This window comes from Pseudomonas sp. Irchel s3f10, from assembly GCF_900187515.1.
Classification (GTDB): domain Bacteria; phylum Pseudomonadota; class Gammaproteobacteria; order Pseudomonadales; family Pseudomonadaceae; genus Aquipseudomonas; species Aquipseudomonas tensinigenes.
In genome coordinates, this window is sequence record NZ_FYDZ01000011.1 from 100143 (window position 1) to 125720 (window position 25578).

At 60.6% G+C, this 25578-nt stretch carries 25 protein-coding genes; 17 read left to right on the top strand and 8 right to left on the bottom strand.

The features are described from left to right. Positions 1 to 133 precede the first annotated feature (133 nt). The 6 genes from CKW17_RS21580 to pilG all read right to left on the bottom strand — a co-directional run bounded on the left by CKW17_RS21580 (position 134) and on the right by pilG (position 10078). Positions 134 to 604 (bottom strand): chemotaxis protein CheW, encoded by a 471-nt coding sequence (locus CKW17_RS21580; RefSeq protein WP_095121501.1) that lies wholly within the window; start codon positions 602 to 604, stop codon positions 134 to 136. Further along, the gene (locus tag CKW17_RS21585; protein WP_095121503.1) at positions 597 to 6494 is read right to left on the bottom strand and encodes an Hpt domain-containing protein; all 5898 of its coding nucleotides are present in this window, start codon (positions 6492 to 6494) and stop codon (positions 597 to 599) included. Before CKW17_RS21585 ends, CKW17_RS21580 begins: the two co-directional genes overlap by 8 nt. Positions 6495 to 6505: 11 nt before the next feature. Then, the gene (locus tag CKW17_RS21590) at positions 6506 to 8554 is read right to left on the bottom strand and encodes a methyl-accepting chemotaxis protein (protein WP_007913676.1); all 2049 of its coding nucleotides are present in this window, start codon (positions 8552 to 8554) and stop codon (positions 6506 to 6508) included. A 144-nt stretch (positions 8555 to 8698) separates the two neighbouring features. Then, complete coding sequence (locus CKW17_RS21595; protein WP_007913675.1) at positions 8699 to 9238, bottom strand: chemotaxis protein CheW; 540 nt, start codon at positions 9236 to 9238, stop codon at positions 8699 to 8701. Between the two features lie 10 nt (positions 9239 to 9248). Beyond that, on the bottom strand, positions 9249 to 9614 hold the full coding sequence (pilH, locus tag CKW17_RS21600) for a twitching motility response regulator PilH (RefSeq protein ID WP_007913674.1): 366 nt from the start codon (positions 9612 to 9614) through the stop codon (positions 9249 to 9251). A 59-nt stretch (positions 9615 to 9673) separates the two neighbouring features. Further along, positions 9674 to 10078: a twitching motility response regulator PilG gene (gene pilG / locus CKW17_RS21605; RefSeq protein ID WP_007913673.1), complete on the bottom strand. Its 405-nt coding sequence runs from the start codon at positions 10076 to 10078 to the stop codon at positions 9674 to 9676. Between the two features lie 225 nt (positions 10079 to 10303). On the opposite strand from pilG, the gene gshB reads away from it, so the two are divergent. The 7 genes from gshB to CKW17_RS21640 all read left to right on the top strand — a co-directional run bounded on the left by gshB (position 10304) and on the right by CKW17_RS21640 (position 16349). Next, positions 10304 to 11275 carry a glutathione synthase gene (gene gshB, locus CKW17_RS21610; protein WP_095121505.1) on the top strand — a complete coding sequence of 324 codons (972 nt, stop codon included), beginning with the start codon at positions 10304 to 10306 and terminating at the stop codon, positions 11273 to 11275. Between the two features lie 106 nt (positions 11276 to 11381). Beyond that, positions 11382 to 12281, top strand: a complete 900-nt coding sequence (locus CKW17_RS21615; protein WP_038358807.1) for an energy transducer TonB — start codon at positions 11382 to 11384, stop codon at positions 12279 to 12281. 171 nt (positions 12282 to 12452) lie between these two features. Beyond that, positions 12453 to 13025, top strand: a complete 573-nt coding sequence (locus tag CKW17_RS21620) for a YqgE/AlgH family protein (protein ID WP_016985971.1) — start codon at positions 12453 to 12455, stop codon at positions 13023 to 13025. Then, positions 13025 to 13462 (top strand): Holliday junction resolvase RuvX, encoded by a 438-nt coding sequence (ruvX, locus tag CKW17_RS21625; RefSeq protein WP_095121507.1) that lies wholly within the window; start codon positions 13025 to 13027, stop codon positions 13460 to 13462. Before CKW17_RS21620 ends, ruvX begins: the two co-directional genes overlap by 1 nt. A gap of 80 nt (positions 13463 to 13542) precedes the next feature. Further along, positions 13543 to 14049, top strand: coding sequence for a bifunctional pyr operon transcriptional regulator/uracil phosphoribosyltransferase PyrR (gene pyrR / locus CKW17_RS21630; protein ID WP_034153653.1), 507 nt, complete (start codon positions 13543 to 13545; stop codon positions 14047 to 14049). Positions 14050 to 14076: 27 nt separating this feature from the next. Next, positions 14077 to 15081, top strand: coding sequence for an aspartate carbamoyltransferase catalytic subunit (locus CKW17_RS21635; protein WP_007913665.1), 1005 nt, complete (start codon positions 14077 to 14079; stop codon positions 15079 to 15081). Then, positions 15078 to 16349, top strand: a complete 1272-nt coding sequence (locus CKW17_RS21640; RefSeq protein ID WP_095121509.1) for a dihydroorotase — start codon at positions 15078 to 15080, stop codon at positions 16347 to 16349. Before CKW17_RS21635 ends, CKW17_RS21640 begins: the two co-directional genes overlap by 4 nt. Positions 16350 to 16433: 84 nt before the next feature. Here CKW17_RS21640 and CKW17_RS21645 read toward each other — a convergent pair whose 3' ends face one another. Beyond that, on the bottom strand, positions 16434 to 16865 hold the full coding sequence (locus CKW17_RS21645; protein WP_095121511.1) for a TM2 domain-containing protein: 432 nt from the start codon (positions 16863 to 16865) through the stop codon (positions 16434 to 16436). Between the two features lie 248 nt (positions 16866 to 17113). Between CKW17_RS21645 and CKW17_RS21650 the strand changes: the two genes are divergently transcribed. Then, positions 17114 to 17731 carry a C40 family peptidase gene (locus CKW17_RS21650; RefSeq protein WP_016985978.1) on the top strand — a complete coding sequence of 206 codons (618 nt, stop codon included), beginning with the start codon at positions 17114 to 17116 and terminating at the stop codon, positions 17729 to 17731. A gap of 125 nt (positions 17732 to 17856) precedes the next feature. On the opposite strand, the gene CKW17_RS21655 is transcribed toward CKW17_RS21650, so the two are convergent. Further along, positions 17857 to 18891 (bottom strand): type IV pilus twitching motility protein PilT, encoded by a 1035-nt coding sequence (locus tag CKW17_RS21655; RefSeq protein ID WP_095121513.1) that lies wholly within the window; start codon positions 18889 to 18891, stop codon positions 17857 to 17859. Positions 18892 to 18947: 56 nt separating this feature from the next. On the opposite strand from CKW17_RS21655, the gene CKW17_RS21660 reads away from it, so the two are divergent. The 9 genes from CKW17_RS21660 (at position 18948) to hemW (ending at position 25564) form a co-directional block, all read left to right on the top strand. Further along, positions 18948 to 19634 (top strand): YggS family pyridoxal phosphate-dependent enzyme, encoded by a 687-nt coding sequence (locus tag CKW17_RS21660; protein WP_095121515.1) that lies wholly within the window; start codon positions 18948 to 18950, stop codon positions 19632 to 19634. Between the two features lie 23 nt (positions 19635 to 19657). Further along, entirely contained in the window at positions 19658 to 20476 is an 819-nt protein-coding gene (proC, locus tag CKW17_RS21665) for a pyrroline-5-carboxylate reductase (RefSeq protein WP_095121517.1), read from the top strand. A 10-nt stretch (positions 20477 to 20486) separates the two neighbouring features. Further along, a complete protein-coding gene (locus tag CKW17_RS21670) occupies positions 20487 to 21077 on the top strand; it encodes a YggT family protein (RefSeq protein WP_007913643.1) in 591 nt (196 codons plus the stop codon). Further along, positions 21074 to 21361, top strand: a complete 288-nt coding sequence (locus CKW17_RS21675) for a DUF167 domain-containing protein (protein ID WP_095121519.1) — start codon at positions 21074 to 21076, stop codon at positions 21359 to 21361. The genes CKW17_RS21670 and CKW17_RS21675 overlap by 4 nt, the downstream gene beginning before the upstream one ends. Before the next feature lie 179 nt (positions 21362 to 21540). Continuing rightward, entirely contained in the window at positions 21541 to 22680 is a 1140-nt protein-coding gene (locus CKW17_RS21680; protein WP_093429832.1) for a homoserine O-acetyltransferase, read from the top strand. 7 nt (positions 22681 to 22687) lie between these two features. Next, on the top strand, positions 22688 to 23308 hold the full coding sequence (gene metW / locus CKW17_RS21685) for a methionine biosynthesis protein MetW (protein WP_095121520.1): 621 nt from the start codon (positions 22688 to 22690) through the stop codon (positions 23306 to 23308). Between the two features lie 26 nt (positions 23309 to 23334). Next, entirely contained in the window at positions 23335 to 23769 is a 435-nt protein-coding gene (locus CKW17_RS21690) for a DUF4426 domain-containing protein (RefSeq protein ID WP_095121522.1), read from the top strand. Further along, a complete protein-coding gene (gene rdgB / locus CKW17_RS21695) occupies positions 23766 to 24362 on the top strand; it encodes an RdgB/HAM1 family non-canonical purine NTP pyrophosphatase (protein WP_008083802.1) in 597 nt (198 codons plus the stop codon). Before CKW17_RS21690 ends, rdgB begins: the two co-directional genes overlap by 4 nt. Beyond that, on the top strand, positions 24359 to 25564 hold the full coding sequence (gene hemW, locus CKW17_RS21700; RefSeq protein ID WP_095121523.1) for a radical SAM family heme chaperone HemW: 1206 nt from the start codon (positions 24359 to 24361) through the stop codon (positions 25562 to 25564). The genes rdgB and hemW overlap by 4 nt, the downstream gene beginning before the upstream one ends. Positions 25565 to 25578 lie beyond the last annotated feature (14 nt).

The following is a 25578-nucleotide window of genomic DNA, read 5'->3' on the forward strand; positions in this document are numbered from 1 at the left end:
GATTTGTCTGTCGGATTTTGGTGGATGCCGCAGGCGCTATCGCGAGCAGGCTCACTCCTACAGGGGAATGCATTCCAACTGTAGGAGTGAGCCTGCTCGCGATGAGGCCAGTCAGGCCAATGAAAATTCTGGATCAGTGAACCAGCCCAGCATCCACCAACAACTTCTCCAGCCCCAACAAGTCCGGCACCTTCGCCACTTGCTCCCCCACTTGCACAGCCGCCTGCTCCAACTCACACAACGGCACGTCGACATAACTCAACTGACTGTCGAGCTTGTACGAACGCGGAATCCCCTGCACCAGCAGCGCGATGAACTTCAACTCCGGCAACCCGCCCAGCGCATTCAAAATCACGATCCGCGCGCGCTCGCCAATGACGATTTTCTGCCCGCACGCCGATTCAAAACTCAGCAACGGAATCTGCCGCTCACGCCACTTCACGCGCCCCAGATACCACGGCGGCGTATCCAGATCGAAGGCACTGGCCTGATAGTCGATCAACTCAGCGACAGCGACGTTAGGCAGGATCAAATTGCGATCCGCCAACGGCAGCAGCAACCCGGTCAGCTGACTGCTGCGTTGATTATGCCGGCGCTCATGCATGTTTCTTGCTCCACTGGGCAATGCTTTCGAGCAGCACCGACTCTTGATACGGCTTGCCGAGGTAGTCGTTGACGCCGATGGCCATCGCGCGGTCGCGGTGTTTCTGCCCGGTGCGCGAGGTGATCATGATGATCGGCAGGTGTTGCAGGCGTTCGTCGTTGCGCACCTGGGTAGCGACTTCGAAGCCGTCCATGCGCGGCATTTCGATGTCGAGCAGCATCAGGTCGGGCATGTGTTCTTCGAGCAGCAGCATGGCGTCGACACCGTCCTTGGCGGTCAGCACGTTCATGCCGTGACGTTCGAGCAAACGGCTGGTGACCTTGCGCACGGTGACCGAGTCGTCGACCACCATCACCAGCAGCGGTTTCTGCGGTTCGCTGTCGATCTCCGGCAGCGTCGGCGCCTGCACAACCCGCGCCTGCATCGCACGGATCGGCGCGAGCAAATCGAGAATAAGCACCACCCGGCCATCGCCGAGAATCGTCGCGCCGGACACGCCCTGCACTGCCGCGAATTGCGCGCCGAGGCTCTTAACCACGATCTCGCGGGTGCCGGCCATGGTGTCGACCAGCACCGCGATGCGCCGGTCGTTGTAATGCACCAGCAGCACCGGCAATGGCAGGTTCTGGCCCAGCAGTTTCGGCCGTGGCGCGGTTTTCAGCAGTTCGCCGAGGTAGCACAGTTCATAGGTCTGGCCGCCGTATTGGTAGCGCGGCGGATCAACCCGGAAGTGCCCCTCCAGGTCATTCGGCAACACGCGGACGATGCCTTCGATGGTGTTCAGCGGAATCGCATATTGATCTTCCCCGCACTGCACCATCAACGCGCGGTTGACCGACACGGTGAACGGCAGCCGAATGCGGAAATGCACGCCCTGCCCCGGCACCGAATCGATGCTCATGCTGCCGCCCAGTTGCCGCACTTCTTCATGCACCACGTCCATGCCGACACCACGCCCGGAAATCTGGGTGATCTTTTCCGCTGTGGAAAACCCCGGCTGAAGGATGAACTGCAACACGTCGCGGTCGCTGATCTCGGCATTCGGTGCGAGCAATCCACGCTTGATCGCCTTGTTCCGCACCGCTTCCAGCGGCACCCCGGCACCGTCGTCGCGGATGTCGAAAACGATGTCGCCGCCCTCGCGGGACAGGTCAAGGCTGATCTGCCCTTGCGCCGGCTTACCCGCCGCCAGCCGCACTTCGGCGGACTCCAGACCGTGGTCGACGGCGTTGCGCAGCATGTGTTCCAGCGGCGCGGCCATGCGCTCGAGCACGTTGCGATCCATCTCGCCTTCAGCGTTGCCGACGACGAAGGCGACGTCTTTGTTCAGCTCTTCAGCGACCTGACGGACGATGCGTTTGAGGCGCGGCAACATGCGCTCGAACGGCACCATGCGCGTGCGCATCAGGCCTTCCTGCAATTCGGTGTTGATGCGGCCCTGTTGCTGCAACAGGTTCTCGGCGTCGTGATTGCGGCGGTCGAGGGTTTCCTTGAGATCGAGCAAGTCGGAGGCGGATTCGAACAGCGCCCGCGACAGTTGCTGCAACTGCGAATGGCGATCCATTTCCAGCGGATCGAATTCTTCGTAGCCGAGGCGTTCGGCGTCGACTTGCTGGCGGCTGAGAATCCGCCCCTGGGTTTCGGTGTCGAGACGGCGCAGCTGATCGCGCATGCGTTCGATCGTGGTTTCCATCTCGTTCAGGGCAATTTGTGCGTCGTTGACCTGCTGTTCGATACGGCCACGGAAGATCGAGGTTTCGCCGGCCAGATTGACCAGCTCATCGAGCAATTCGGCGGAGACTTTGACCATGTCCGCGCCAGCCTCGGCAGCCGGCGGTGCAGGTTCGGTCTTGGCGGGCAGCGGCAACGCTGGCGGTGTTTCGACCGTTACCGGATGACTGAAATTCTGGATCGCATTGATCAACCGATCCGCCGGCGGGCACGGTTGCCCGGCGCGCACGCCATCAAGCATTTGCGCCAAACGATCATGCCCACGCTGCACCAGCGCAAACAGCTCCGCCGATGGCTGCAACGCGCCGCTGGAAAGACTTTCGTAAAGGTATTCCAGCTCATGCGCGAGGTCGCCGATCGGGCCGATCTCGACCATCCGCGCGCCACCCTTGAGGGTGTGCAGATCGCGCAGCAGGGTTTCCACTTCCTGACGATTGCCGGGCTCCGCCTGCCAGCGCAACAGCGCGGCGCCGGAATTTTCGATGATGTCGAAACCTTCTTCGAGGAAGATTTCCAGCAGCTCCGGGTCGTGGCCAGCGCTGTCATGATCGGCCGCTGGCTGGGGCGTTTCGCTGACGGTCTGGCCTTGACGCACCTGACGCAGGGTTTCGATCAAATCCTGGGCCGGGGTCAGTGGCTGATGCTGTTGCAGGTGTTCAAGCAGCAGCGCCAAACGCTCATGACTCTTGAGCAGCAGACGCCTCAAGGTTTCGCTGTAGTTGAAGCGACGATCGACCAGACCTTCGTAAAGGCTTTCCAGCTCTTGAGCCAAATCGCCGATGGCCTCGACTTCAGCCATCCGCGCGCCGCCCTTGAGCGTATGCAAATCGCGCTGCAACGAGGACAGCGGCGCAACGTTATCCGGGTCGTTCAGCCAGCGCTGCAGGGCTTGGCCGGAGCTGTCGAGAATGTCGACCGCCTCTTCAAGGAAGATCTCGACAATCTCGTCATCAGGTTCAAGCGCCGTTGCCTTTTGCTGCAACTCGGCGGTGGCGCTGCCCAGCTCACGGATGCTCAGGGTATGGCTGCCATCGCTGCGAATCAGGCCCATCGACGACGGATCGAGACTCTCATCGAGCAGGTCATGCAAGGCACGAATCCGCTCTGGCTGCGGCGTGACTTCCTGCCCGGCGGCCAGTTCGTCGAGCATGTTGATCAGCGCTTCGTGAGCGTTTTGCGCTTCCTGGAAAAACCGTTCGCTGACCGCCAGACTGCTTTCTTCCACCGCGCCATACAGGTCGAGCAAGGCTTCACACAGCACGTCGACCGGCAGCAGATCGGCCATGTGTGCGCCTTCGCCAAGCGTCGTCAATTCATCCAGCAAGGCGCTGAGTTCCTGACGCTCGCCGGGGTGTTGCTGCCAGCGCTGTAGCAGGCTTTCGGCGTCGAGCAGGATATCCATGCCCTGAGCGAGAAAGTTGTTGATCAGTTGCGGATCGCGCTTGATCCGCAGGCCGGTATTGGGCGCATCGAGGATCGACGCCAGACGCTCGGCGAGCAGGGTTTCCGAGCGCTTGATCAGCGACTGCGCACCGACAATCGGCGCCAACGGATCGTGCTTGAGCTGACGCAGGCCGACACGGAACAGGCCCTCGGCTTCGAGGAGCAACTCCACTTCGTCGAGGTCCAGCGGCAACTGGTGCGCCTTGAACTCGCGGGCCAGTTGATCGAGCGGCGCGGCCAGTTCGGCAATCGGCAACACACCGGCCATCGACGCACTGCCCTTGAGCGTGTGCAGGGCGCGCTGCAACTCGTCACTGGCCTGCAACGGCACATGCTCGGCGGCCTGATCGAGAAAACGATTGAGGCTGGCGAGGTGGGTTTCCGCTTCGTTGCGGAAGATCTCCAGCAACAGCGGATCGAGCGCAGCCACATCGTCAACGTCTTCGGCCGCCAGCGGTTCATCACCCTTGGCCAAGGCATGTGCGCGGGCAGCAAGTTGGTCGACATCGCTGCGCTGACGCTGGCTGTTGGTGGCGAACTCGTTGATCAACTCGGGCAGCAACAACACCGTGTCGGTCAGTACTTGCTGCACCACCGAGCCCGGTTCGACACTTTGTTCGAGCACACGGTTGAGCAGGTTTTCCACCGACCACGCCAGTTCACCGAGAATCAACGCGCGGACCATGCGCCCGCTGCCCTTCAAGGTGTGAAAGGCGCGACGCAGCTCGGTCAGCGCATCGCGGTCCTGCGGATTGGCCGACCAGCGCGGCAGGTATTCGTGGAGAACTTCGAGGACTTCATCGGTCTCTTCGAGGAACACTTCGCGCAGTTCATCGTCGACCGGCTCTTCATCGGCCGGTGGCGGCATCAGGCTGCCGGGAGTAATCAGGGCCGGCGGGTTGAGCGCCGAAACCGGGCTGGCCAGAACGTCGGCCAGCGACTGCACGATTTCCGGATCGTCGAGCGCCTGCATGTCCTGCATCACCAGCGCTTCGCTGGGGCTGAGCACGTCGTCGAGCACGGGCACATGCGGTTCATTTGGAAAGAAGCCCAGACTGGCGAGGGATTTCTGCGCAACATCCAGCAGCTGTTCGCCCGGCGCCTGCGGGTCATCGCTCAAGCGTTCGAGGTAATACTCAAGGCTGCTGATGACATCGGCCAGACGATCCAGTTGCTCCCAACCCGGCTCGTGCGGATCGAGCAGCAAATGTTCGCGGATAAACCCGTTGCACGCTTCGACCAGACTCGCCGCACGATTCAACGGAATCATCGCCAGAGCACCGCGCACCTGAGTCAGCAGCGCCGGCAATGGTTGCAGGTGCTGGCGATCCCAATCGGCGTCGATGTAGTCGACGATCATGTCCTTGGCCTGTTGCAGGCAAATGCGCGCTTCCTTGATGACGATCTGATGGATCTGCGTCAGGTCGGTGGTCGGCAGGCGCGAATCTTCCGGGCTTTCCGGCTCGACGGTGCCGACCATTCCGGCCAGTGTCGCTTCGACGTAAAGCAGCGCACCGGCAACGTCCATCAGGATCGCGTCATTCGGTTCGCGCTGGCCTTGGACAAGGCTGAGTACCACGGCCAATTGATCGATGATGACTTTGCGCGGCTGGCCGAAACCGAGCACGGCCAGGGTGTCGGCGATCTGCCGCAGCGGCGCCAGCAGGCTCTCCAGATCCGAAGTGTGCTGACGGTCGCTGCGCACGAACAGGTCGAGGCGTTCCTTGACCCGCACCAGCTCTTCGCACAATGCCGCCAGCACCGAGCGCATCGCATCGCGGTCGGGGCCGGCCAGGCGTGCGCGTTCTTCGTCGACCATCGCGCTGTCGGGCAACGCGTCGTCCAGCGAGTAGCGATCTTTCATGGTCAGCATCTGCCCGGTGGGATGTTCGGCTTTGGCAATATAGAACAACAGGCTTTTCAGCAGCTCCGCCGGCGCCGGCTGATTGAGGCCAGACAGGCCTTGTTCGAGCAGGCGCTTGAGCTCTTTGTCGGCGTCCTTGAACAGGCTGCGCAGCGCCGGGCTGTTAGCGATCACACCTTCGCGCATGCCTTCGACCAGCGCCGAGGCGACTTGCCACAGCGGGCTCAGAGGCGAATCGCCGCTCAGCGCTTCGAGGCGGGTAAAGACTTTGGCCAGATAACCGAGGTGGGTCTGGTCATCCTGCTCGCGCAGCAAACCGACCAAAGCCATTTGCAGCATCTGGCGTAATTTACGCAGTACGTTCGGCAACTCTGCTGGCTCTAGCAGCGCTAGCGCATCAGCGCTCAAGGGCGGCAGTTCAGGCAGTTGCGGGCTGAACAGGCTGGTTTCAGACAACAGGCTTTCGCCACGAGCACTGCGCAGATCGTTGATCAGCGGCAACACCACCAGCGGCAAATCACGGCGCGCACTCTGCACGCGGTCGAGGTAGATCGGCAATTGCCCGAGGGCTTGCAGCAACAGATGCAGGGCTTCGTCGCGATGGCTGACGCGCTCGTGCTGCAGGGCTTCGACCAGATGTTCCATTTCTTCGGCGAGCAAGGCTGCGCCGTAGAACTCGACCATCTGCAAACTGCCGTGGACCTGATGGATGTAATCCAGGCACTCGTCCAGCCCGGGAAAGGCTTGCGGATCATCGAGCACGGCTTCAATCGCCTGATGCGCCAGCCTCAGCGTTTCGGCAATTTCGCCTTTGACCCATTCGAGGGCCACATAGTCGTGCCGATCACCCATAACCACTCCACTCACGCTTTATCTGTCGCCGCCGGCAAGGTGAAACCGGACACCGAACGCCGTAGCTGACTGGCCATTTTCGTCAGGTTGCCGATGCTTTCGGCGGTGGCCGTGGAGCCGGACGAGGTTTGCGAGGTGATTTGCTGGATCACGTTCATCGTCAGCGAGATCTGCCCGGCGGAAGTCGTCTGCTGCTGCGCCGCGTTGGAAATGCTTTGAATCAGCGCTGCGAGGGTCTTCGATACGCCTTCAATTTCTTCCAGGGCCACACCGGCATCCTGCGCCAGTCGCGCGCCGCGCACCACTTCGGTGGTGGTTTGTTCCATCGAAATCACCGCTTCGTTGGTGTCGGTCTGAATCGCCCGCACCAGGGTTTCGATCTGCCGGGTAGCAGCGGACGAACGCTCGGCCAGCCGCTGCACTTCATCGGCGACCACGGCAAAACCGCGCCCGGCATCACCGGCCATCGACGCCTGAATCGCCGCGTTGAGGGCGAGGATGTTGGTCTGATCGGCAATGTCGTCGATCAGGCTGACGATGTCGCCGATTTCCTGCGACGACTCGCCGAGGCGCTTGATGCGTTTGGCGGTGTCCTGGATCTGTTCGCGAATGTTGTCCATGCCGTGGATGGTGTTGTGCACCACCTCGTTGCCTTTGTTGGCGATCTCCACGGAACGCTCGGCTACCGCTGAAGACTCGGCGGCGTTGGCCGAGACCTGATCGATGGATTCGGCCATGTCGCTGATCGCCGTCGAGGCTTCGGAAATCTGCTGCGCCTGATGTTCCGAGGCTTGGGCCAGATGCATGGCGGTGGCCTGGGTTTCCTGCACCGCAGCGGCAACCTGGCCGGCGGTGAGGTTGATCGTCGCGACCAGATCGCGCAGTTGGTCGACGGAATAGTTGATCGAGTCGGCGATGGTGCCGGTGAAGTCTTCGGTCACCGAAGCGGTCACGGTAAGGTCGCCATCGGCGAGGTCTTCGATTTCGTCGAGCAGACGCATGATCGCGTTCTGGTTGCGCTCGTTCTTCTCGGCGGTTTCGCGCAGTTGCCGGTTGGTTTCACGGACCATCACCAGACCGATAAGGATGATCGAGGCCAGCGCCAGCAAACCGAGGACATAACCGCCGATGGTGTCGGTGTTGCGCCCGCCGGCAAGGTTTTCGAAGCGAGTGGCCAAGTGCGAGGCTTCATCGAGCAGAGTTTGCGAGAGGCTGAAGATATTGCTCGCCGATTCACGAACCTTGAACAGCTCCGGCGAGGTTTCGAGGATTTCATCCACCGAGCCGGAGACAAACTGGAACAGTTCGGAAATCTCACTCAGACGCGCGCGGGCATCACGGTCTTCGACCTGGCTGATTTTCAGCGCCGGGTTGCCTTGCAGCATGCCGTTGAGCACTTGGCCGAAACGGGTGGCATCGCGGCCAAAGGCGTCGGCGGCTTGCTGCGAGTTTTCGTCGCCGGCGAGCACAGTGTTGACCGCGCCGAGGATACGTTCAGCCAGCAACGACTGACGTTGGGCCATCGCCACTTGCGCGGCCGGTGCACCACGCTGAAGGAGGATTTCGACGACTTTTTCGTATTCGATCTGCAACTGCGGCACGGTTTCGGCCAGCGTTGCGGCGACCTGATGCAGCGACAATACGGTCTGTTCGCTGGAGAGAATCGCGTCGGTGTTTTTCAGCAGCCGCTCCCAGTCCAGCTGCACAGCGCGCATTTCCGGGCGCACGGTGGCAGGCGCTGGCGGCAGGCCGGTGGCCGGGTCGCCCTTTTTCAGGTAACCCCAGCGCTGGGCGAAATCGTTGCGCGCATCGCTGAGCAACTTGAACGCGGCAGCCTTGCCGGCAGCGGCTTCGGTGGCGTTCTTGGCGATGCGCTGCGAGAGCACGCGCAGCTCACCGGCGTGGCCGATGTACTGCTTGTCGTAGTTCGCCTGGGTGTTGAGGTACGCGAAGTTGGCGAACAGCAGCATGATGAACACGATCAGTGCGATGAACAGCACGATGATCTGCGAGCGACTGCGCGATCCTTCCGCCGGCTTGCCTGTTTTTGCTTTTGTCATCGGTCCTCGCCTGTTTGAAGCTCACCGGTAGAACCTGTAGGAGTGAGCCTGCTCGCGATTGAACGATAACGCGGTGTGTTTGATACACCGCGGCGCCTGAATCGCGAGCAGGCTCACTCCTACAAGGGATCTTTGTTGTAACGGCTATATCGCGACGCTCATGAACACCGGGGATTTGGCCAGGGCAAACAGGCTGAACACCCGCCAGTTCTGCTCACGGCGGAAGTAGCCTTTGACGAATTCGGCCTTGGAGCCCTGGCGCTTGCTGATCGAGATCGGTTCGAAGCTGTCCTGTTCGAAATGCTGCAGACCAATCACCTCATCGACCATCAGCCCGGCGAACACATCGCCATGCTCGACCACCAATACCCGCCGCTGTTTACGCAACGGCGACAGTTCATGCCCGAAAAAACCGCACAAATCCATGATCGGCAGCAGCCGTCCGCGCAGGTTAGCCACACCTTTGACCCATGGTTTGACCCCGGGCAACTGGGTGAAGCGCGGTTCGTGCAGCACTTCGCTGACTTCGCCCATCGGCGCCACATACCAATGCTCGCCGAGGCGAAAGCCGATGCCGCTCCAGCGATCCTGACGCGCCGGTTGCGACGGCAGGTCCGCCGCCAGCAAGCGGCAGCGCTGGTCGATCTGCCAGAGCAGTTCGAACGCGGTCAGCGATTCGCTCATGGTCGCGCGATCAGCCTTTGAGTACGTTGTTCAGGGTCTTGATCAGGGTGTCTTCGTCGACCGGTTTGGTCAGGTAGTCCTTGGCGCCCTGACGGGTGCCCCAGACCTTGTCGGTTTCCTGATCCTTGGTGGTGATGATGATCACCGGGATGTGGCTGGTGTCGGCATCCTTGGTCAACTGGCGGGTCGCCTGAAAACCATTGAGGCCGGGCATGACGATGTCCATCAGCACCGCGTCGGGTTTTTCCTGACGGGCCAGGGCCACGCCGTCGGCGCCGTTTTCGGCCTTGAGCACTTCATGGCCGTGCTTTTCGAGCATGCCGGTGAGTTTGTACATTTCAGTCGGCGAATCATCGACGATCAGGATACGTGCCATGGTTTTCCCCATTTTCTTGTCGACCCCCGGCCCGCTGGCCGAGCGTCACTGTACGTGTCTTACTGCGGCAAAACGGCGGCGAAGCCCGGTACGTGGGCCTGGATCGCGTTGAGCAGTTCTTCCTTGCTGAAAGGCTTGGTCAAAAATTGATCAGACCCGACAATCCGCCCCTTGGCCTTGTCGAACAGCCCGTCGCGTGATGACAGCATGATCACCGGCGTCGCTTTGAACGCGCTGTTGTTCTTGATTAAAGCGCAGGTCTGATAACCATCCAGACGCGGCATCATGATGTCGACAAAAATGATCCCGGGATGGTTGTCGGCGATCTTTGCCAACGCATCGAAACCGTCGATCGCCGTGATCACTTCGCAGCCGACATTCTTCAACAATGTTTCGGCGGTGCGACGAATCGTTTTCGAGTCGTCGATCACCATGACCTTCAAGGCGCTGGACTGCTGTTCCATAAGAGGGCTCTACCGTCGCCTTTGCGAATCAAATTGTCCGTTTTGCGATGAGTAATGGCTGGAAACCCTTGATGTTCAAGGGCCAGCACCGCTTGGCAGCCTTTTTAGCACAGTCTCCAGATGCAATCTATCGACGGGTTTTTCCTTGACCGAAAACCCGCCCGGCGCCACTCTGGCGGCACTTTTTCAATACCGATCCGGTAGCCAATTTTCGAGGAAAACCCAATGAGCGTTCGCGTCGGGATTGTCATGGACCCTATCGCCAGCATCTCCTATAAAAAGGATAGCTCGCTGGCCATGCTGCTGGCCGCGCAGAAGCGTGGCTGGGAACTGTTCTATATGGAACAGCGCGACCTGTATCAGGGTGAAGGTCAGGCACGGGCGCGCATGAAGCCGCTGAAAGTCTTCGCCAACCCGGAAAAATGGTTCGAACTGGACGCCGAGCAGGACAACCTGCTGAGCGATCTGGACGTGATCCTGATGCGCAAGGATCCGCCGTTCGACATGGAGTTCGTCTACTCCACCTACCTGCTCGAACAGGCCGAAACCGCTGGCGTGCTGGTGGTGAACAAGCCGCAGAGCCTGCGCGACTGCAATGAAAAGCTGTTCGCCACGCTGTTCCCGCAGTGCACACCGCCAACCATCGTCAGCCGCCGCGCTGACGTGTTGCGTGAATTCGCCGCCAAGCACGGCGACGTGATCCTCAAGCCGTTGGACGGCATGGGCGGTACTTCGATTTTCCGTCACCGCGCCGGTGATCCGAACCTGTCGGTGATTCTGGAAACCCTGACCGCCCTCGGTGGCCAGCAGATCATGGGCCAGGCTTACCTGCCGGCGATCAAGGACGGCGACAAACGCATCCTGATGATCGATGGCGAGCCGGTGGATTACTGCCTGGCGCGGATTCCGGCGCAGGGCGAAACCCGTGGCAACCTGGCTGCCGGTGGTCGTGGCGAAGCGCGGCCGCTGACTGAAAAGGATCGCTGGATTGCTGCACAGGTCGGCCCGACCTTGCGTGAGAAAGGCCTGCTGTTCGTCGGTCTCGACGTGATCGGTGAAAGCCTCACTGAAATCAACGTGACCAGCCCGACCTGCATCCGTGAAATCGACAATGCCTTTGGCACTGATATCGGCGGCCTGTTGATGGATGCGATCGCCAAGAAGCTGCAAGCCACGAGCCGCAAGCCGCAAGCTTGAAGTCAGCGGTGTGCAGCTTGTCGCTTGAAGCTAGTCGCTTGCAGCTAAAAACCAACATTGCGTTATCATGCCGAGCCCGTAAAAACGCGATGTTGGTTTTCTTGTCATGACCCTCCCGTCCGATCTGCCCGCAGAACTCGCCCACCGTGGCGTGCGCCCGGCCGATCGCCTCGGATTTACCCTATTTCTTGCGGCGCTGATCCACTTGGCGCTGCTGCTCGGCGTCGGCTTCACGATGGTCGAGCCCAAGCAAATCAGCAAAACCCTGGAAATCACCCTCGCCACCTTCAAAAGCGAAAAGAAGCCAGAGAAGGCTGACTTTCTCGCCCAAGAGCATCAGGAAGGCAGCGGCACGCTGGACAAGAAGGCGATCCCCAAGACCACTGAAGTGGCGCCGTTCCAGGACAATCAGGTCAAGAAAGTCACGCCGCCACCGGCCGCCAAACCGGAAGTGCAGGAAGCTGCGCCGAAGGCTGCGGTGACCACGGTTGCGCCGAAACCGAAAAAAGCGCCGACCAAGAAAGAAGAAAGCAAGACCGAGGTCAAACCGACGGTTGATGCGCCGGAATTCGACAGCTCGCAGCTGTCCAGCGACATCGCCAGCCTCGAAGCCGAACTGGCCAAGGAACAACAGCTGTACGCCAAGCGCCCACGTATTCACCGCTTGAGCGCGGCGTCGACCATGCGCGACAAAGGTGCCTGGTACAAGGACGACTGGCGCAAGAAGGTTGAGCGGATCGGCAACCTCAATTACCCGGAAGAAGCACGGCGCAAGCAGATCTACGGCAATTTGCGCCTGATGGTCTCGATCAACCGCGACGGTTCGCTGTATGAAGTGCTGGTGCTGGAATCCTCCGGCCAGCCGCTGCTGGATCAGGCGGCGCAGCGCATTGTTCGACTGGCGGCACCGTTTGCGCCGTTTACCGGGGACTTGTCGGATATCGACCGCCTGGAAATCATTCGGACCTGGAAATTCGCCCGCGGTGACAAGCTCTCCAGCAACTGACACACCACAGACCCCCTGTAGGAGTGAGCCTGCTCGCGATAGCGGTATGTCAGAACCTGAACATTTGACTGACACACCGCTATCGCGAGCAGGCTCACTCCTACAGTTGATCGGTGTGTTGCTTACATCTCCAGCTTGTCAGTTTGCCCCCCGAACGCCACACTAGCGCACATGAAAAACGTCAGCCCCAGCTACCTCAAGCATCAATTCCTGATCGCCATGCCACACATGGCCGACCCGAACTTTGCCCACACCTTGACCTACATCGTCGAGCACACGGCCAATGGCGCGATGGGGATTGTGGTCAATCGACCGCAAGAGCTGAATCTGGCCGACATTCTCGAGCAATTGCGCCCGGACATCGACCCGCCAGCACTGTGCCAGCACGTACCGATCTTTATCGGCGGCCCGGTGCAGACCGATCGCGGTTTCGTCCTGCACCCCGCGGGCAAGACCTTTCAGGCCACCGCGCAGCTGGACGGTGATCTGGCCCTGTCGACTTCGCAAGATGTGCTGTTCGCCATCGCGGACGGCGTCGGCCCGGCGAAAAGCCTGATTGCCCTCGGTTACGCCGGTTGGGAAGCCGGGCAGCTGGAAGCGGAACTCGCCGACAACGCCTGGCTGAACTGCCCGTACGACGCCGATATCCTGTTCAACACCAGCAGCGAACTGCGCCTCGAAGCGGCGGCCAGGCATTTGGGGATCAACCTCAGCCTGCTGACCAGCCAGGCAGGTCACGCCTGATGGCCCTGCGCCTGATTCTCGGCTTCGACTACGGCACCAAACAGATCGGCGTCGCGGTCGGCCAGGTGATTACTGGCCAGGCCCGTGAGCTGTGCACCTTGAAGGCACAAAACGGTGTGCCGGACTGGAACCAGGTCGAAGCCCTTATAAAAGAATGGAAGCCCGACGCCGTGGTCGTCGGCCTGCCGTTGAACATGGACGGCACGCCGAGCGAAATGTGCCTGCGCGCGGAAAAATTCGCCCGCCGCCTCAACGGCCGCTTCAATGTGCCCTTCTATACACACGACGAACGCCTGACCACTTTCGAGGCCAAGGGCGAGCGTCTGCTGCGTGGCGGCCAAAAGGGCAGTTACCGCGACAACCCGGTGGATGCCATCGCCGCCGCTCTGCTATTGCAGGGCTGGCTCGATGAAAACACTGCATTGTTTGAATCCTGACAAGCGCTTCGGCGCTTTTCTTTTGAGTGAAAAACCGAGTCGTGTCCAAGGACCCGACTCGCCCCCAACAAGGAGCAACCATGAGCCTGCCAAATCCCGCCGATCTGATCAGCCAGATGGCGACCCGCCTCAAGGCGCACCTTGCCCAGCGTGAAATCACTGAACCGCGTTACATCGGCATTCGCACCGGCGGCATCTGGGTCGCGCAGGCTCTGCTCAAGGAATTGGGCAGCGACGCGCCACTGGGCACGCTGGATGTTTCCTTCTACCGCGACGACTTCAGCCAGAACGGCCTGCACCCGCAAGTGCGCCCGTCCGCCCTGCCCTTCGAGATCGAAGGCCAGCATTTGGTCTTGATCGACGACGTACTGATGAGCGGCCGCACCATCCGCGCCGCCATGAACGAATTGTTCGACTACGGCCGCCCGGCCAGCGTGACCCTGGTCTGCCTGCTCGACCTCGACGCCGGAGAGCTGCCGATCCGCCCGAACGTGGTCGGTGCGACGCTGTCGCTGGCCGCTCACGAACGGGTGAAGCTGTCCGGCCCCGAGCCGCTGACACTCGAACTGCAAGACTTCAACCTTTAATCCGCCCTATTGAGAGTCCCCTTCGCGATGACGCCTCTAGATACCAAGCGCCCGCTGCAGCTCAATGATCAGGGCCAGCTGCGCCACTTCCTCTCGCTCGACGGCCTGCGTCGTGAGTTGCTGACGGAAATCCTCGACACTGCCGACTCGTTCCTCGAAGTCGGTGCCCGGGCGGTGAAGAAAGTCCCGTTGCTGCGCGGCAAGACCGTGTGCAACGTGTTCTTCGAAAACTCCACGCGCACCCGCACCACCTTCGAACTGGCGGCCCAGCGGCTGTCGGCGGACGTGATCACCCTGAACGTGTCGACCTCGTCGGCGAGCAAGGGTGAAACCCTGCTCGATACCCTGCGCAACCTCGAAGCCATGGCCGCCGACATGTTCGTCGTGCGCCACGGTGATTCCGGCGCTGCGCACTTCATCGCCGAACACGTTTGCCCGCAAGTGGCGATCATCAACGGCGGCGACGGCCGTCACGCGCACCCGACGCAGGGCATGCTCGACATGCTCACCATCCGTCGGCACAAGGGTGGTTTCGAAAACCTCTCGGTGGCCATCGTTGGCGACATCCTGCACTCGCGGGTCGCGCGCTCGAACATGCTCGCGCTGAAAACCCTCGGTTGCCCGGACATCCGCGTGATCGCGCCGAAAACCCTGCTGCCGATCGGCATCGAGCAATACGGCGTGAAGGTCTACACCGACATGACCGAAGGCCTGAAGGACGTCGACGTGGTGATCATGCTGCGCCTGCAGCGGGAGCGCATGACCGGCGGCCTGCTGCCAAGCGAAGGCGAGTTCTACCGCCTGTTCGGCCTGACCACCGCGCGTCTGGCCGGGGCCAAACCCGATTGCATCGTCATGCACCCGGGGCCGATCAACCGCGGCGTGGAGATCGAGTCCGCAGTGGCCGACGGCCCGCACTCGGTGATCCTCAATCAGGTCACCTACGGCATCGCAATTCGTATGGCCGTGTTGTCCATGGCCATGAGCGGACAAACCGCGCAGCGTCAATTCGAGCAGGAGAACGCCCAGTGAAGCTCAGCATTCTCGGCGCACGCGTCATCGATCCAAGCAGCGGCCTGGATCAAATCACCGACATTCACGTTGAAGCCTGCAAGATCGTCGCCCTCGGCGCGGCCCCGGCCGGTTTCAGCGCTGTAGAAACCATCGACGCCCAAGGCCTTGTCGCTGCTCCGGGCCTCGTCGACCTCAACGTTGCCCTGCGCGAGCCGGGCTACAGCCGCAAAGGTTCGATCATCAGCGAAACACGCGCCGCCGCTGCTGGCGGTGTGACCAGCCTGTGCTGCCCACCGAAGACCAAACCGGTGCTCGACACCTCCGCCGTGGCCGAACTGATCCTCGACCGCGCACGCGAAGCCGGCAACACCAAGGTGTTCCCGATTGGCGCACTGAGCAAAGGTCTGGACGGCGAACAACTGGCTGAGCTGGTGGCGCTGCGCGACGCTGGTTGCGTGGCGTTCGGCAATGGTCTGGAGAGTTTCCGCAACACCCGCACGCTGTGCCGGGCGTTGGAATACGCGGCGACCTTCGATCTGACGGTGATTTTCAACTCGCAGGATCATGATCTGGCTGAGGGTGGTTTGGCTCATGAAGGCGCCGTGGCCAGTTTCCTCGGCTTGCCGGGGATTCCGGAAACCGCTGAAACCGTGGCGCTGGCCCGGGATCTGTTGCTGGTTGAACAAACCGGCGTGCGTGCGCACTTTAGCCAGTTGACCAGCGCTCGCGGTGTTGCCCTGATTGCTCAGGCTCAGGCGCGTGGTTTGAAGGTGACGGCGGACGTGGCGTTGTATCAGCTGATTCTGACCGACGAAGCGCTGATCGACTTCAGCAGCCTGTATCACGTGCAACCGCCGCTGCGTACGCGTGCTGACCGTGATGGTCTTCGTGAAGCGGTGAAGTCCGGCGTGGTTTCGGCGATTTCCAGCCATCACCAACCGCACGAACGCGATGCCAAACTGGCGCCGTTCGGCGCGACAGAGCCGGGCATCAGCAGTGTTGAACTGTTGCTGCCGCTGGCGATGACGCTGGTGGAGGATGGTTTGCTCGATCTGCCGACCTTGCTGGCGCGTTTGAGTGCAGGCCCGGCTGAAGCGCTGCGATTGCCGGCGGGCAAACTGGCGGTGGGTGGGGCGGCGGATATCGTGCTGTTCGATCCGCAGGCTTCGACGGTGGCCGGTGAAAACTGGTTGTCGAAGGGTGAGAACTGCCCGTTCATCGGGCACACTTTGCCGGGTGTGGTTCGCTATACGCTGGTGGATGGGCGGATCAGTCACCAAGCTTGATACCGGGTTGCCCCCATTCGCGAGCAAGCTCGCTCCCACAAGGATCACCGCGAACCCTGTGGGAGCGAGCTTGCTCGCGAAGACTTACTGGAAAGCGCCTCTGCCTTCGGCGTTACGCAACGAGACCTGATCATTCAACGTCCAGAAGTCATACAGCACCCCCAGAAAGAACAACCCGCCCGTCAGCAGATAGATCAGGCCACTGATCCACTTGCCCTGATACATCCGGTGCACACCCAATGCTCCGAGGAACGTCAGCAGAATCCACGCCACGTTGTATTCGATCGGCCCTGCGGTAAAACGCAGATCCGCCTCGCGATCCATTGCCGGGATCAAGAACAGGTCGATCAGCCAGCCAATGCCCAGCAAACCCAAGGTGAAGAACCAGATCGTCCCGGTCACCGGCTTGCCGTAATAGAAGCGGTGAGCACCGGTAAAACCGAAAATCCACAGCAGATAGCCGATGATTTTGCTGTGCGTATCTTGCTGCTGAACAAATTGTTGATAGGGGTTCATGAAGACCTCGATTCACGCGATAGATAAATATTCTTGAATTCTTTGTGACTTTTTTACAGGTAGCCGACGTACGGCAAATGTTACCGTTGCTACCGTCAAAGCCTTATAGCACCTGACTTCTGTCCGACAATTGCGTCCATTTGCCGCTTATTTGGTTCCGTTGGCTGCCAACTGAATCGACCAACGGACTCGGAATGAAAAAAAACTCTGTTATAAAGTTGCGCGCTATCACTGAAGAGCCACGCCTAATGCGACCATTTTTCAAGACATGGCTAACCATCTGCCTATTAATGCCACTGGCCGCCCACGCCACCAATCGTGAGCAACGTCTTCCTAACGTTAACGGCTTTACCCCTAAATCCCATGCTTCGGCTCCTTCGAGCAAAAGCAGCAAAAGCAAAACCACCACGCTGAGCAGCAAGAGCCACAGCAAGCTGGTGCCACCGATGGCGAGCAAGGAAAGCAGCAATGTGCTGAGCCGTGCGGTAAACGTCCTCGGTACACCTTATCGTTGGGGCGGCAGCAGCCCAAGTAAAGGCTTCGATTGCAGCGGTCTGGTGAAATACGCGTTCAACGACGCTACGTTCGACCTGCCACGCACCTCCAACGCCATGGCCAGCGGTCACGGCGAGAAAGTCGAGCGCAAGGATCTCAAGCCGGGCGACCTGATTTTCTTCAACATCAAGAGCCGTCGGGTCAACCACGTTGCCATCTACCTGGGCAACGACCGCTTCATCCACGCCCCGCGTCGTGGCAAAGCGGTGAGCATCGATACGCTGAACAAGCCGTATTGGCAGCAGCATTACGTAGTGGCCAAGCGGGTGTTGCCGAAAGAACAGAGCCAGATGCGCGTGGTTCAGCGCTAACACCATACCGATCGTTCCCACGCTCCGCGTGGGAATGCCTCAATGGACGCTCCGCGTCCGCCTCGGCAAGGACGCAGAGCGTCCCGGGCTGCATTCCCACGCAGAGCGTGGGAACGATCACTTCCTCAGAAGTTATCCGGCGTACGCGCCTTCTCCCGCGCATGTTCGCGGCTGATCAAGCCCTTGGTCAGCAGATCCTTCAGGCACATGTCCAGTGTCTGCATGCCCAACGACCCACCCGTTTGAATCGCCGAATACATCTGCGCCACCTTGTCCTCACGGATCAGGTTACGGATCGCCGACGTGCCCAGCATGATCTCGTGCGCCGCCACCCGTCCGCCGCCGATCTTCTTGATCAGCGTCTGCGAGACCACCGCCAGCAACGACTCCGACAGCATCGAACGCACCATCGACTTCTCGTCGCCGGGGAACACGTCGACCACGCGATCAATGGTTTTCGCCGCTGAGGTGGTGTGCAGCGTGCCGAACACCAGATGTCCGGTTTCGGCTGCGGTGAGCGCCAGGCGAATGGTTTCCAGGTCACGCATCTCGCCAACCAGAATCACATCCGGGTCTTCGCGCAGCGCTGAACGCAAAGCAGTAGCAAAACTGCGGGTATCACGGTGAACTTCGCGCTGATTGATCAGGCATTTGCGCGATTCGTGAACAAACTCGATCGGGTCTTCAATGGTCAGGATATGGTGATGACGGTGGGTGTTGAGGTAATCGATCATCGCCGCCAGCGTGGTCGACTTGCCCGAACCGGTCGGCCCGGTGACCAGCACCAACCCGCGCGGGGCATCGGTGATCTTGCGGAAGACGTCGCCCATGCCGAGGTCTTCCATGCTCAGCACTTTCGACGGAATGGTACGAAACACCGCCCCGGCGCCACGGTTCTGGTTAAAGGCGTTAACCCGAAAGCGCGCGACACCGGGGACTTCGAAGGAAAAGTCGGTTTCCAGATGTTTCTCGAAGTCGATCCGCTGGGTGTCGTTCATGATGTCGTAGATCAATTCGTGCACTTGCTTGTGATCCAGCGCTGGCAGATTGATCCGCCGCACATCGCCATCGACACGGATCATCGGCGGCAGACCGGCCGACAGGTGCAAGTCGGAAGCACCTTGTTTGGCGCTGAAGGCCAGCAGTTCAGTGATATCCATAGCGCTCCTCAATTCCAGTAGAATGCCGCGAACCTTCAGACCGCCGGCGCCTCTTGATGTCCACGATAGCAGACAACATTTCCCACGTTGGTTCGCGCATCCAGACCGCGACCCAAGCCGCACACCGTCCTGAAAACAGTGTCCAGTTGCTCGCCGTGAGCAAGACCAAACCCGCCGAAACCCTGCGTGAAGCGTATGCCGCCGGCCTGCGTGACTTTGGCGAGAACTACCTGCAGGAAGCCTTGGGCAAACAGCTCGAACTGGCCGACCTGCCCTTGATCTGGCACTTCATCGGCCCCATTCAATCGAACAAGACTCGTGCGATTGCCGAGCATTTCGACTGGGTGCACTCCGTGGATCGCCTGAAAATCGCTCAACGTCTGTCCGAACAGCGCCCGGCTGAACTGCCGCCGCTGAACATCTGCATTCAGGTCAACGTCAGCGGTGAGGCCAGTAAATCCGGCTGCACCCCGGCTGATCTGCCGGCGCTGGCCGAAGCCATCAGCGCCCTGCCCCGGCTGAAACTGCGCGGCCTGATGGCGATTCCCGAACCGACCGACGACCGCGCCGAGCAAGACGCGGCATTCGCCGCCGTGCAGAAGCTGCAAGCGAGCCTCGAACTACCGCTCGACACACTTTCCATGGGCATGAGCCACGACCTCGAGTCAGCCATTGCCCAAGGCGCCACCTGGGTGCGTATCGGTACGGCCCTGTTTGGCGCCCGCGACTATTCCCAATCTTGAACGTTTCCAGATAAGGACCACACATGAGCAACACACGTATTGCGTTTATCGGTGCGGGCAACATGGCGGCCAGTTTGATTGGCGGCCTGCGCGCCAAGGGCCTGGAAGCCGCACAGATCCGCGCCAGCGACCCGGGTGAAGAAACCCGCGCCAAGGTCAGCGCCGAGCACGGCATCGAAACTTTCGCCGACAACGTCCAGGCCATCGACGGCGTCGATGTGATCGTGCTGGCGGTCAAGCCGCAGGCGATGAAAGCCGTGTGCGAGGCGATTCGCCCGAGCCTGAAACCCAATCAACTGGTGGTGTCGATTGCCGCTGGCATCACTTGCGCCAGCATGACCGCGTGGCTCGGCGAGCAGCCGATCGTGCGCTGCATGCCGAATACCCCGGCGCTGCTGCGCCAGGGTGTCAGCGGTTTGCATGCGACCAGCGAAGTGACCGCCGAGCAACGTCAGCAAGCCGAAGAGCTGCTGTCCGCAGTAGGTATTGCCCTGTGGCTGAATGAAGAACAGCAACTGGACGCGGTCACTGCGGTTTCCGGTTCCGGCCCGGCGTACTTCTTCCTGCTGATCGAAGCCATGACCGCCGCCGGCGTCAAACTCGGCCTGCCGAAAGACATCGCAGAACAACTGACCCTGCAAACAGCGCTGGGCGCCGCACACATGGCCGTCTCCAGCGATGTTGACGCCGCCGAACTACGCCGCCGTGTGACTTCGCCAAACGGCACCACGGAAGCTGCAATCAAATCATTCCAGGCCAATGGCTTCGAAGCCCTGGTCGAAACCGCACTCGGCGCCGCCGCGCACCGCTCGGCCGAAATGGCCGAACAACTGGGCAAATAAGGAGCCTTACATGATTGGATTGAACACCGCAGCGGTTTACGTGCTGCAAACCCTGGGCAGTCTGTACCTGCTGATCGTGCTGCTGCGCTTCGTGCTGCAACTGGTACGGGCGAACTTCTACAACCCGCTGTGCCAGTTCATCGTCAAAGCGACCCAGCCGCTGCTCAAGCCACTGCGCCGGATCATCCCGAGCCTGTTCGGCCTCGACATGTCGTCGCTGGTATTGGCGATTCTGGTGCAACTGGCACTGATGGCGCTGACCCTGCTGCTGACTTACGGCACCACCGGTAACCCGCTGCAACTGTTTATCTGGTCGCTGATCGGCGTGACCGCGCTGTTCCTGAAGATCTTCTTCTTCGCCCTGATCATCAGCGTGATTCTGTCGTGGGTCGCGCCGGGCAGCCACAATCCGGGCGCTGAACTGGTCAACCAGATCTGCGAGCCTGCATTGGCGCCGTTCCGCCGCTTTTTGCCGAATCTCGGCGGTCTGGATCTGTCGCCGATCTTCGCCTTCCTCGCGCTGAAGCTGATCGACATGCTGGTGATCAACAATCTGGCGGCGATGACGATGATGCCGGAAATCCTCCGTCTGCTGATGTGAGCTGGTTTCGATGGGACGGTGACGACTTGATCCTCGAGTGTCACCTGCAACCGGCAGCCCGCAGCGATGACTTCGCCGGGCTGCACGGTGATCGTTTGAAGATCCGTCTGACCGCGCCGCCGGTCGAGGGCAAGGCCAATGCTTATCTGATGGGCTTTCTGGCCAAGGCGTTTGGGGTTTCCAAGAGCCAGGTCAGTTTGCTCAGTGGCGAGTTGAACCGGCAGAAGCGGGTGAAGATTTGTTCGCCGAAGAAGTTGCCGGACTTGCCTGACCTGGTGCGCTGATCGTTCCCACGCTCCGCGTGGGAATGCATCCCGGGACGCTCCGCGCCCCCCGCCGAAGCGGACGCGGAGCGTCCAATGAGGCATTCCCACGCAGAGCGTGGGAACGAGCGCAGGTAGTTGCTTGCCGCTAACCCCCCCGGTCTTTAGACTTACGCCTCATTTCAACGAGAGCAGGGTCGATGCCAACTGCCTTTCCCCCCGATTCTGTTGGTCTGGTGACGCCGCAAACCGCGCACTTCAGCGATCCGCTGGCGCTGGCCTGTGGCCGTTCGCTGGCCGCCTATGACCTGATCTACGAAACCTACGGCACGCTGAACGCGCAGGCGAGCAACGCCGTGCTGATTTGCCACGCTTTGTCCGGCCACCATCATGCTGCCGGCTATCACAGCGTCGACGACCGCAAACCCGGTTGGTGGGACAGCTGCATCGGCCCGGGCAAGCCGATCGACACCAACAAGTTCTTCGTGGTCAGCCTGAACAACCTCGGCGGCTGCAATGGCTCCACCGGCCCGAGCAGCATCAACCCGGAGACCGGCAAACCGTTCGGTGCCGACTTCCCGGTACTCACCGTGGAAGACTGGGTGCACAGCCAGGCGCGTCTCGCTGACCTGCTCGGCATCGGCCAGTGGGCGGCGGTGATCGGCGGCAGCCTCGGCGGTATGCAGGCGTTGCAATGGACCATCACCTACCCTGATCGCGTGCGTCATTGCCTGGCCATCGCCTCGGCACCGAAGCTGTCGGCGCAGAACATCGCCTTCAACGAAGTCGCCCGTCAGGCGATCCTCACGGATCCGGAATTCCACGGCGGTTCGTTCCAGGAAGCGGGCGTGATCCCCAAGCGCGGCTTGATGCTGGCGCGGATGGTCGGGCACATCACTTATCTGTCCGACGATTCCATGGGCGAGAAATTCGGCCGTGGGTTGAAGAGCGAGAAGCTCAACTACGACTTCCACAGTGTCGAGTTCCAGGTCGAAAGCTACCTGCGTTATCAGGGCGAAGAGTTCTCCGGGCGCTTCGACGCCAACACCTATCTGTTGATGACCAAGGCGCTGGATTACTTCGATCCGGCGGCGAACTTCGACGATAACCTGGCGAAAACCTTTGAAAACGCCACGGCCAAGTTCTGCGTGATGTCGTTCACCACCGACTGGCGTTTCTCCCCGGCCCGTTCGCGGGAACTGGTGGATGCGCTGATGGCGGCGCGCAAAGACGTCAGCTATCTGGAAATCGACGCACCGCAGGGCCACGACGCCTTCCTGATTCCGATCCCGCGCTACTTGCAGGCGTTCGGCAATTACATGAACCGCATCACGCTGTGAGAAAGCCATGAGAGCTGATCTGGAAATCATCCAGGAATGGATCCCCGCCGGCAGCCGCGTACTCGACCTCGGTTGCGGTGACGGCGAGCTGCTGACCTGGCTGCGCGACAACAAGAATGTCACCGGTTATGGCCTGGAAAACGACGCCGACAACATCGCCGAGTGCGTGGCCAAAGGCGTCAACGTCATTGAGCAGGATCTGGACAAGGGACTGGGCAACTTCGCCAGCAACAGTTTCGACATCGTCGTCATGACTCAGGCCCTGCAAGCCGTGCACTACCCGGACAAGATCCTCGACGAAATGCTCCGGGTCGGTCGCCAATGCATCATCACCTTCCCCAATTTCGGCCACTGGCGCTGCCGCTGGTACTTGGCGAGCAAGGGGCGCATGCCGGTCTCCGAGTTTCTGCCGTACACCTGGTACAACACGCCGAACATTCACTTCTGCACTTTCGAAGACTTTGAAGAACTTTGCCGCGAACGTGATGCGAAGGTCATTGATCGGCTTGCCGTGGATCAACAGCACCGTCACGGGTGGGCCAGTAAGCTATGGCCTAATCTGTTAGGTGAGATCGGTATCTACCGCGTCAGCAGCCCGCAGCTTGCAGACCACAAAGTCGCGGTCTGAATCCCGTCATTTCGAGGAGCACGATCATGGGTCGTTTAGCGTTGTTGTTATTGACTGCCTGCCTGAGCGCCAGCGCTCTGGCGGCCGACGTCATCAAGGGTGAGCGCAAGGAAACCTTTGGCGACATCACGGTGCACTACAACACCTTCAACTCGACGTTCCTGCAACCGGACATCGCCAAGGCCGCCGAGCTGATCCGCAGCAAGAATCAGGGCGTGATCAATGTCTCGGTGATCAAGGACGGCAAACCGCTGATCGCCAACGTCACCGGCACGGTCAAAGACCTGACCAGCCAGAGCGTGCCGCTGAATTTCAAGCAAGTCACCGAGCAGGGTGCGATCTACTACATCGCCCAATACCCCGTGCCTCAGCAGGAAACCCGCACCTTTGAAATCAAGGTGCAGAACGGCGACAAGATCAACACCATCAATTTCAACCAAGAACTCTTTCCCGGCGAATGATGAACATCAAGCAGCTCGTACTGGCCAGCCATAACGCCGGCAAACTCAAAGAACTCCAGGCCATGCTCGGCGAATCGGTGCAACTGCGCTCGATTGGCGAGTGGAGCAAGGTCGAGCCGGAAGAAACCGGTCTGTCGTTCGTCGAGAACGCCATTCTCAAGGCACGTAATGCCGCGCGCATTTCCGGGTTGCCGGCGTTGGCCGACGACTCCGGTCTGGCAGTGGATTTCCTCGGCGGCGCGCCAGGCATCTATTCGGCGCGTTATGCCGACGGCAAGGGCGATGCGGCGAACAACGCCAAACTGCTCGACGCGCTGAAGGATGTGCCGGAAGCCGAGCGCGGCGCGCAGTTTGTTTGCGTGCTGGCGCTGGTACGTCACGCCGATGACCCGTTGCCGATCCTCTGCGAAGGCCTGTGGCATGGGCGCATCCTCACCGCTGCCAGCGGCGAGCACGGTTTCGGTTATGACCCGTTGTTCTGGGTGCCGGAGCGTGACGTCTCCAGCGCCGAATTGAGCCCGGCCGACAAGAACCAGATCAGCCACCGCGCCCGTGCAATGGATCTGCTGCGCCAGCGTCTGGGCTTGAAATGACCGGTGACTCTTCCGCGTCGTCGCTGATTGTCGGCGGCGCCGCCTCTTCGCCTCGGGCACCGTTGCCAACGCTGCCGCCCTTGGCGCTGTACATCCACATCCCGTGGTGTGTGCGCAAATGCCCGTATTGCGACTTCAACTCGCACACCGCCAGCCCGGTGTTACCGGAGCAGGAATACGTCGACGCCTTGCTGGCCGATCTCGATCAGGATCTGTACGCGGTTTACGGCCGTGAGTTGACGTCGATTTTCTTCGGTGGCGGTACGCCAAGCCTGTTCAGTGCTGAGGCGCTTGGGCGTTTACTCGAAGGCGTCGAGCAGCGCATTCCGTTTGCTGAAGACATTGAAATCACTCTGGAAGCCAACCCGGGCACCTTCGAACAAGAGAAGTTCGTCGCGTATCGCAAACTGGGGATCAATCGTCTGTCGATTGGCATCCAGAGTTTCCAGCAGGAAAAGCTCAAGGCGCTGGGCCGCATTCATAACGGTGACGAAGCAGTGCGCGCGGCGGGGATGGCGCGGCAGGCCGGGTTCGATAACTTCAACCTCGACTTGATGCACGGCTTGCCGGATCAGTCGCTGGACGATGCGTTGAGCGATCTGCGTCAGGCCATCGCGCTGAATCCGACGCATATTTCCTGGTATCAGCTGACGCTGGAGCCGAACACGGTGTTCTGGAATCAGCCGCCAGTGCTGCCGGAAGATGACACGCTGTGGGACATTCAAGAGGCTGGGCAGGCGCTGCTGGCCGAGCACGGTTACGCGCAATACGAAGTGTCGGCCTATGCACAGGCTGGACGCCCGGCGCGGCATAACCTCAATTACTGGAGTTTCGGCGACTTCATCGGCATCGGCGCAGGCGCGCACGGCAAGCTCAGCCACCCGGACGGACGCATCGTTCGTACCTGGAAAACCCGTTTGCCGAAGGACTATCTCAACCCGGCAAAAAGCTTTCAGGCCGGCGAGAAAGCGCTGACCAATGATGAGATGCCGTTCGAGTTTCTGATGAACGCTTTGCGCCTGACTGCAGGCGTCGAATCGCGCCTGTATCCGGAGCGCACCGGGCTGTCACTGGAAAGCCTCGCCGAAGGCCGGGCAGCGGCAGAACAAAGCGGCCTGTTGCAGGTCGAACCGTCACGTCTGGCGGCGACCGAGCGCGGACAGCTGTTCCTCAACGACTTGCTGCAACAATTTCTGAACTGACTTCAGTGCTAAGG

Coding starts and splice junctions, on each gene's coding strand:
- CKW17_RS21580 (WP_095121501.1), bottom strand. CDS start 604: ATGCATGAGCGCCGGCATAATCAACGCAGCAGTCAGCTGACCGGGTTG.
- CKW17_RS21585 (WP_095121503.1), bottom strand. CDS start 6,494: ATGGGTGATCGGCACGACTATGTGGCCCTCGAATGGGTCAAAGGCGAA.
- CKW17_RS21590 (WP_007913676.1), bottom strand. CDS start 8,554: ATGACAAAAGCAAAAACAGGCAAGCCGGCGGAAGGATCGCGCAGTCGC.
- CKW17_RS21595 (WP_007913675.1), bottom strand. CDS start 9,238: ATGAGCGAATCGCTGACCGCGTTCGAACTGCTCTGGCAGATCGACCAG.
- pilH (WP_007913674.1), bottom strand. CDS start 9,614: ATGGCACGTATCCTGATCGTCGATGATTCGCCGACTGAAATGTACAAA.
- pilG (WP_007913673.1), bottom strand. CDS start 10,078: ATGGAACAGCAGTCCAGCGCCTTGAAGGTCATGGTGATCGACGACTCG.
- gshB (WP_095121505.1), top strand. CDS start 10,304: ATGAGCGTTCGCGTCGGGATTGTCATGGACCCTATCGCCAGCATCTCC.
- CKW17_RS21615 (WP_038358807.1), top strand. CDS start 11,382: ATGACCCTCCCGTCCGATCTGCCCGCAGAACTCGCCCACCGTGGCGTG.
- CKW17_RS21620 (WP_016985971.1), top strand. CDS start 12,453: ATGAAAAACGTCAGCCCCAGCTACCTCAAGCATCAATTCCTGATCGCC.
- ruvX (WP_095121507.1), top strand. CDS start 13,025: ATGGCCCTGCGCCTGATTCTCGGCTTCGACTACGGCACCAAACAGATC.
- pyrR (WP_034153653.1), top strand. CDS start 13,543: ATGAGCCTGCCAAATCCCGCCGATCTGATCAGCCAGATGGCGACCCGC.
- CKW17_RS21635 (WP_007913665.1), top strand. CDS start 14,077: ATGACGCCTCTAGATACCAAGCGCCCGCTGCAGCTCAATGATCAGGGC.
- CKW17_RS21645 (WP_095121511.1), bottom strand. CDS start 16,865: ATGAACCCCTATCAACAATTTGTTCAGCAGCAAGATACGCACAGCAAA.
- CKW17_RS21650 (WP_016985978.1), top strand. CDS start 17,114: ATGCGACCATTTTTCAAGACATGGCTAACCATCTGCCTATTAATGCCA.
- CKW17_RS21655 (WP_095121513.1), bottom strand. CDS start 18,891: ATGGATATCACTGAACTGCTGGCCTTCAGCGCCAAACAAGGTGCTTCC.
- CKW17_RS21660 (WP_095121515.1), top strand. CDS start 18,948: ATGTCCACGATAGCAGACAACATTTCCCACGTTGGTTCGCGCATCCAG.
- proC (WP_095121517.1), top strand. CDS start 19,658: ATGAGCAACACACGTATTGCGTTTATCGGTGCGGGCAACATGGCGGCC.
- CKW17_RS21670 (WP_007913643.1), top strand. CDS start 20,487: ATGATTGGATTGAACACCGCAGCGGTTTACGTGCTGCAAACCCTGGGC.
- CKW17_RS21680 (WP_093429832.1), top strand. CDS start 21,541: ATGCCAACTGCCTTTCCCCCCGATTCTGTTGGTCTGGTGACGCCGCAA.
- metW (WP_095121520.1), top strand. CDS start 22,688: ATGAGAGCTGATCTGGAAATCATCCAGGAATGGATCCCCGCCGGCAGC.
- CKW17_RS21690 (WP_095121522.1), top strand. CDS start 23,335: ATGGGTCGTTTAGCGTTGTTGTTATTGACTGCCTGCCTGAGCGCCAGC.
- rdgB (WP_008083802.1), top strand. CDS start 23,766: ATGATGAACATCAAGCAGCTCGTACTGGCCAGCCATAACGCCGGCAAA.
- hemW (WP_095121523.1), top strand. CDS start 24,359: ATGACCGGTGACTCTTCCGCGTCGTCGCTGATTGTCGGCGGCGCCGCC.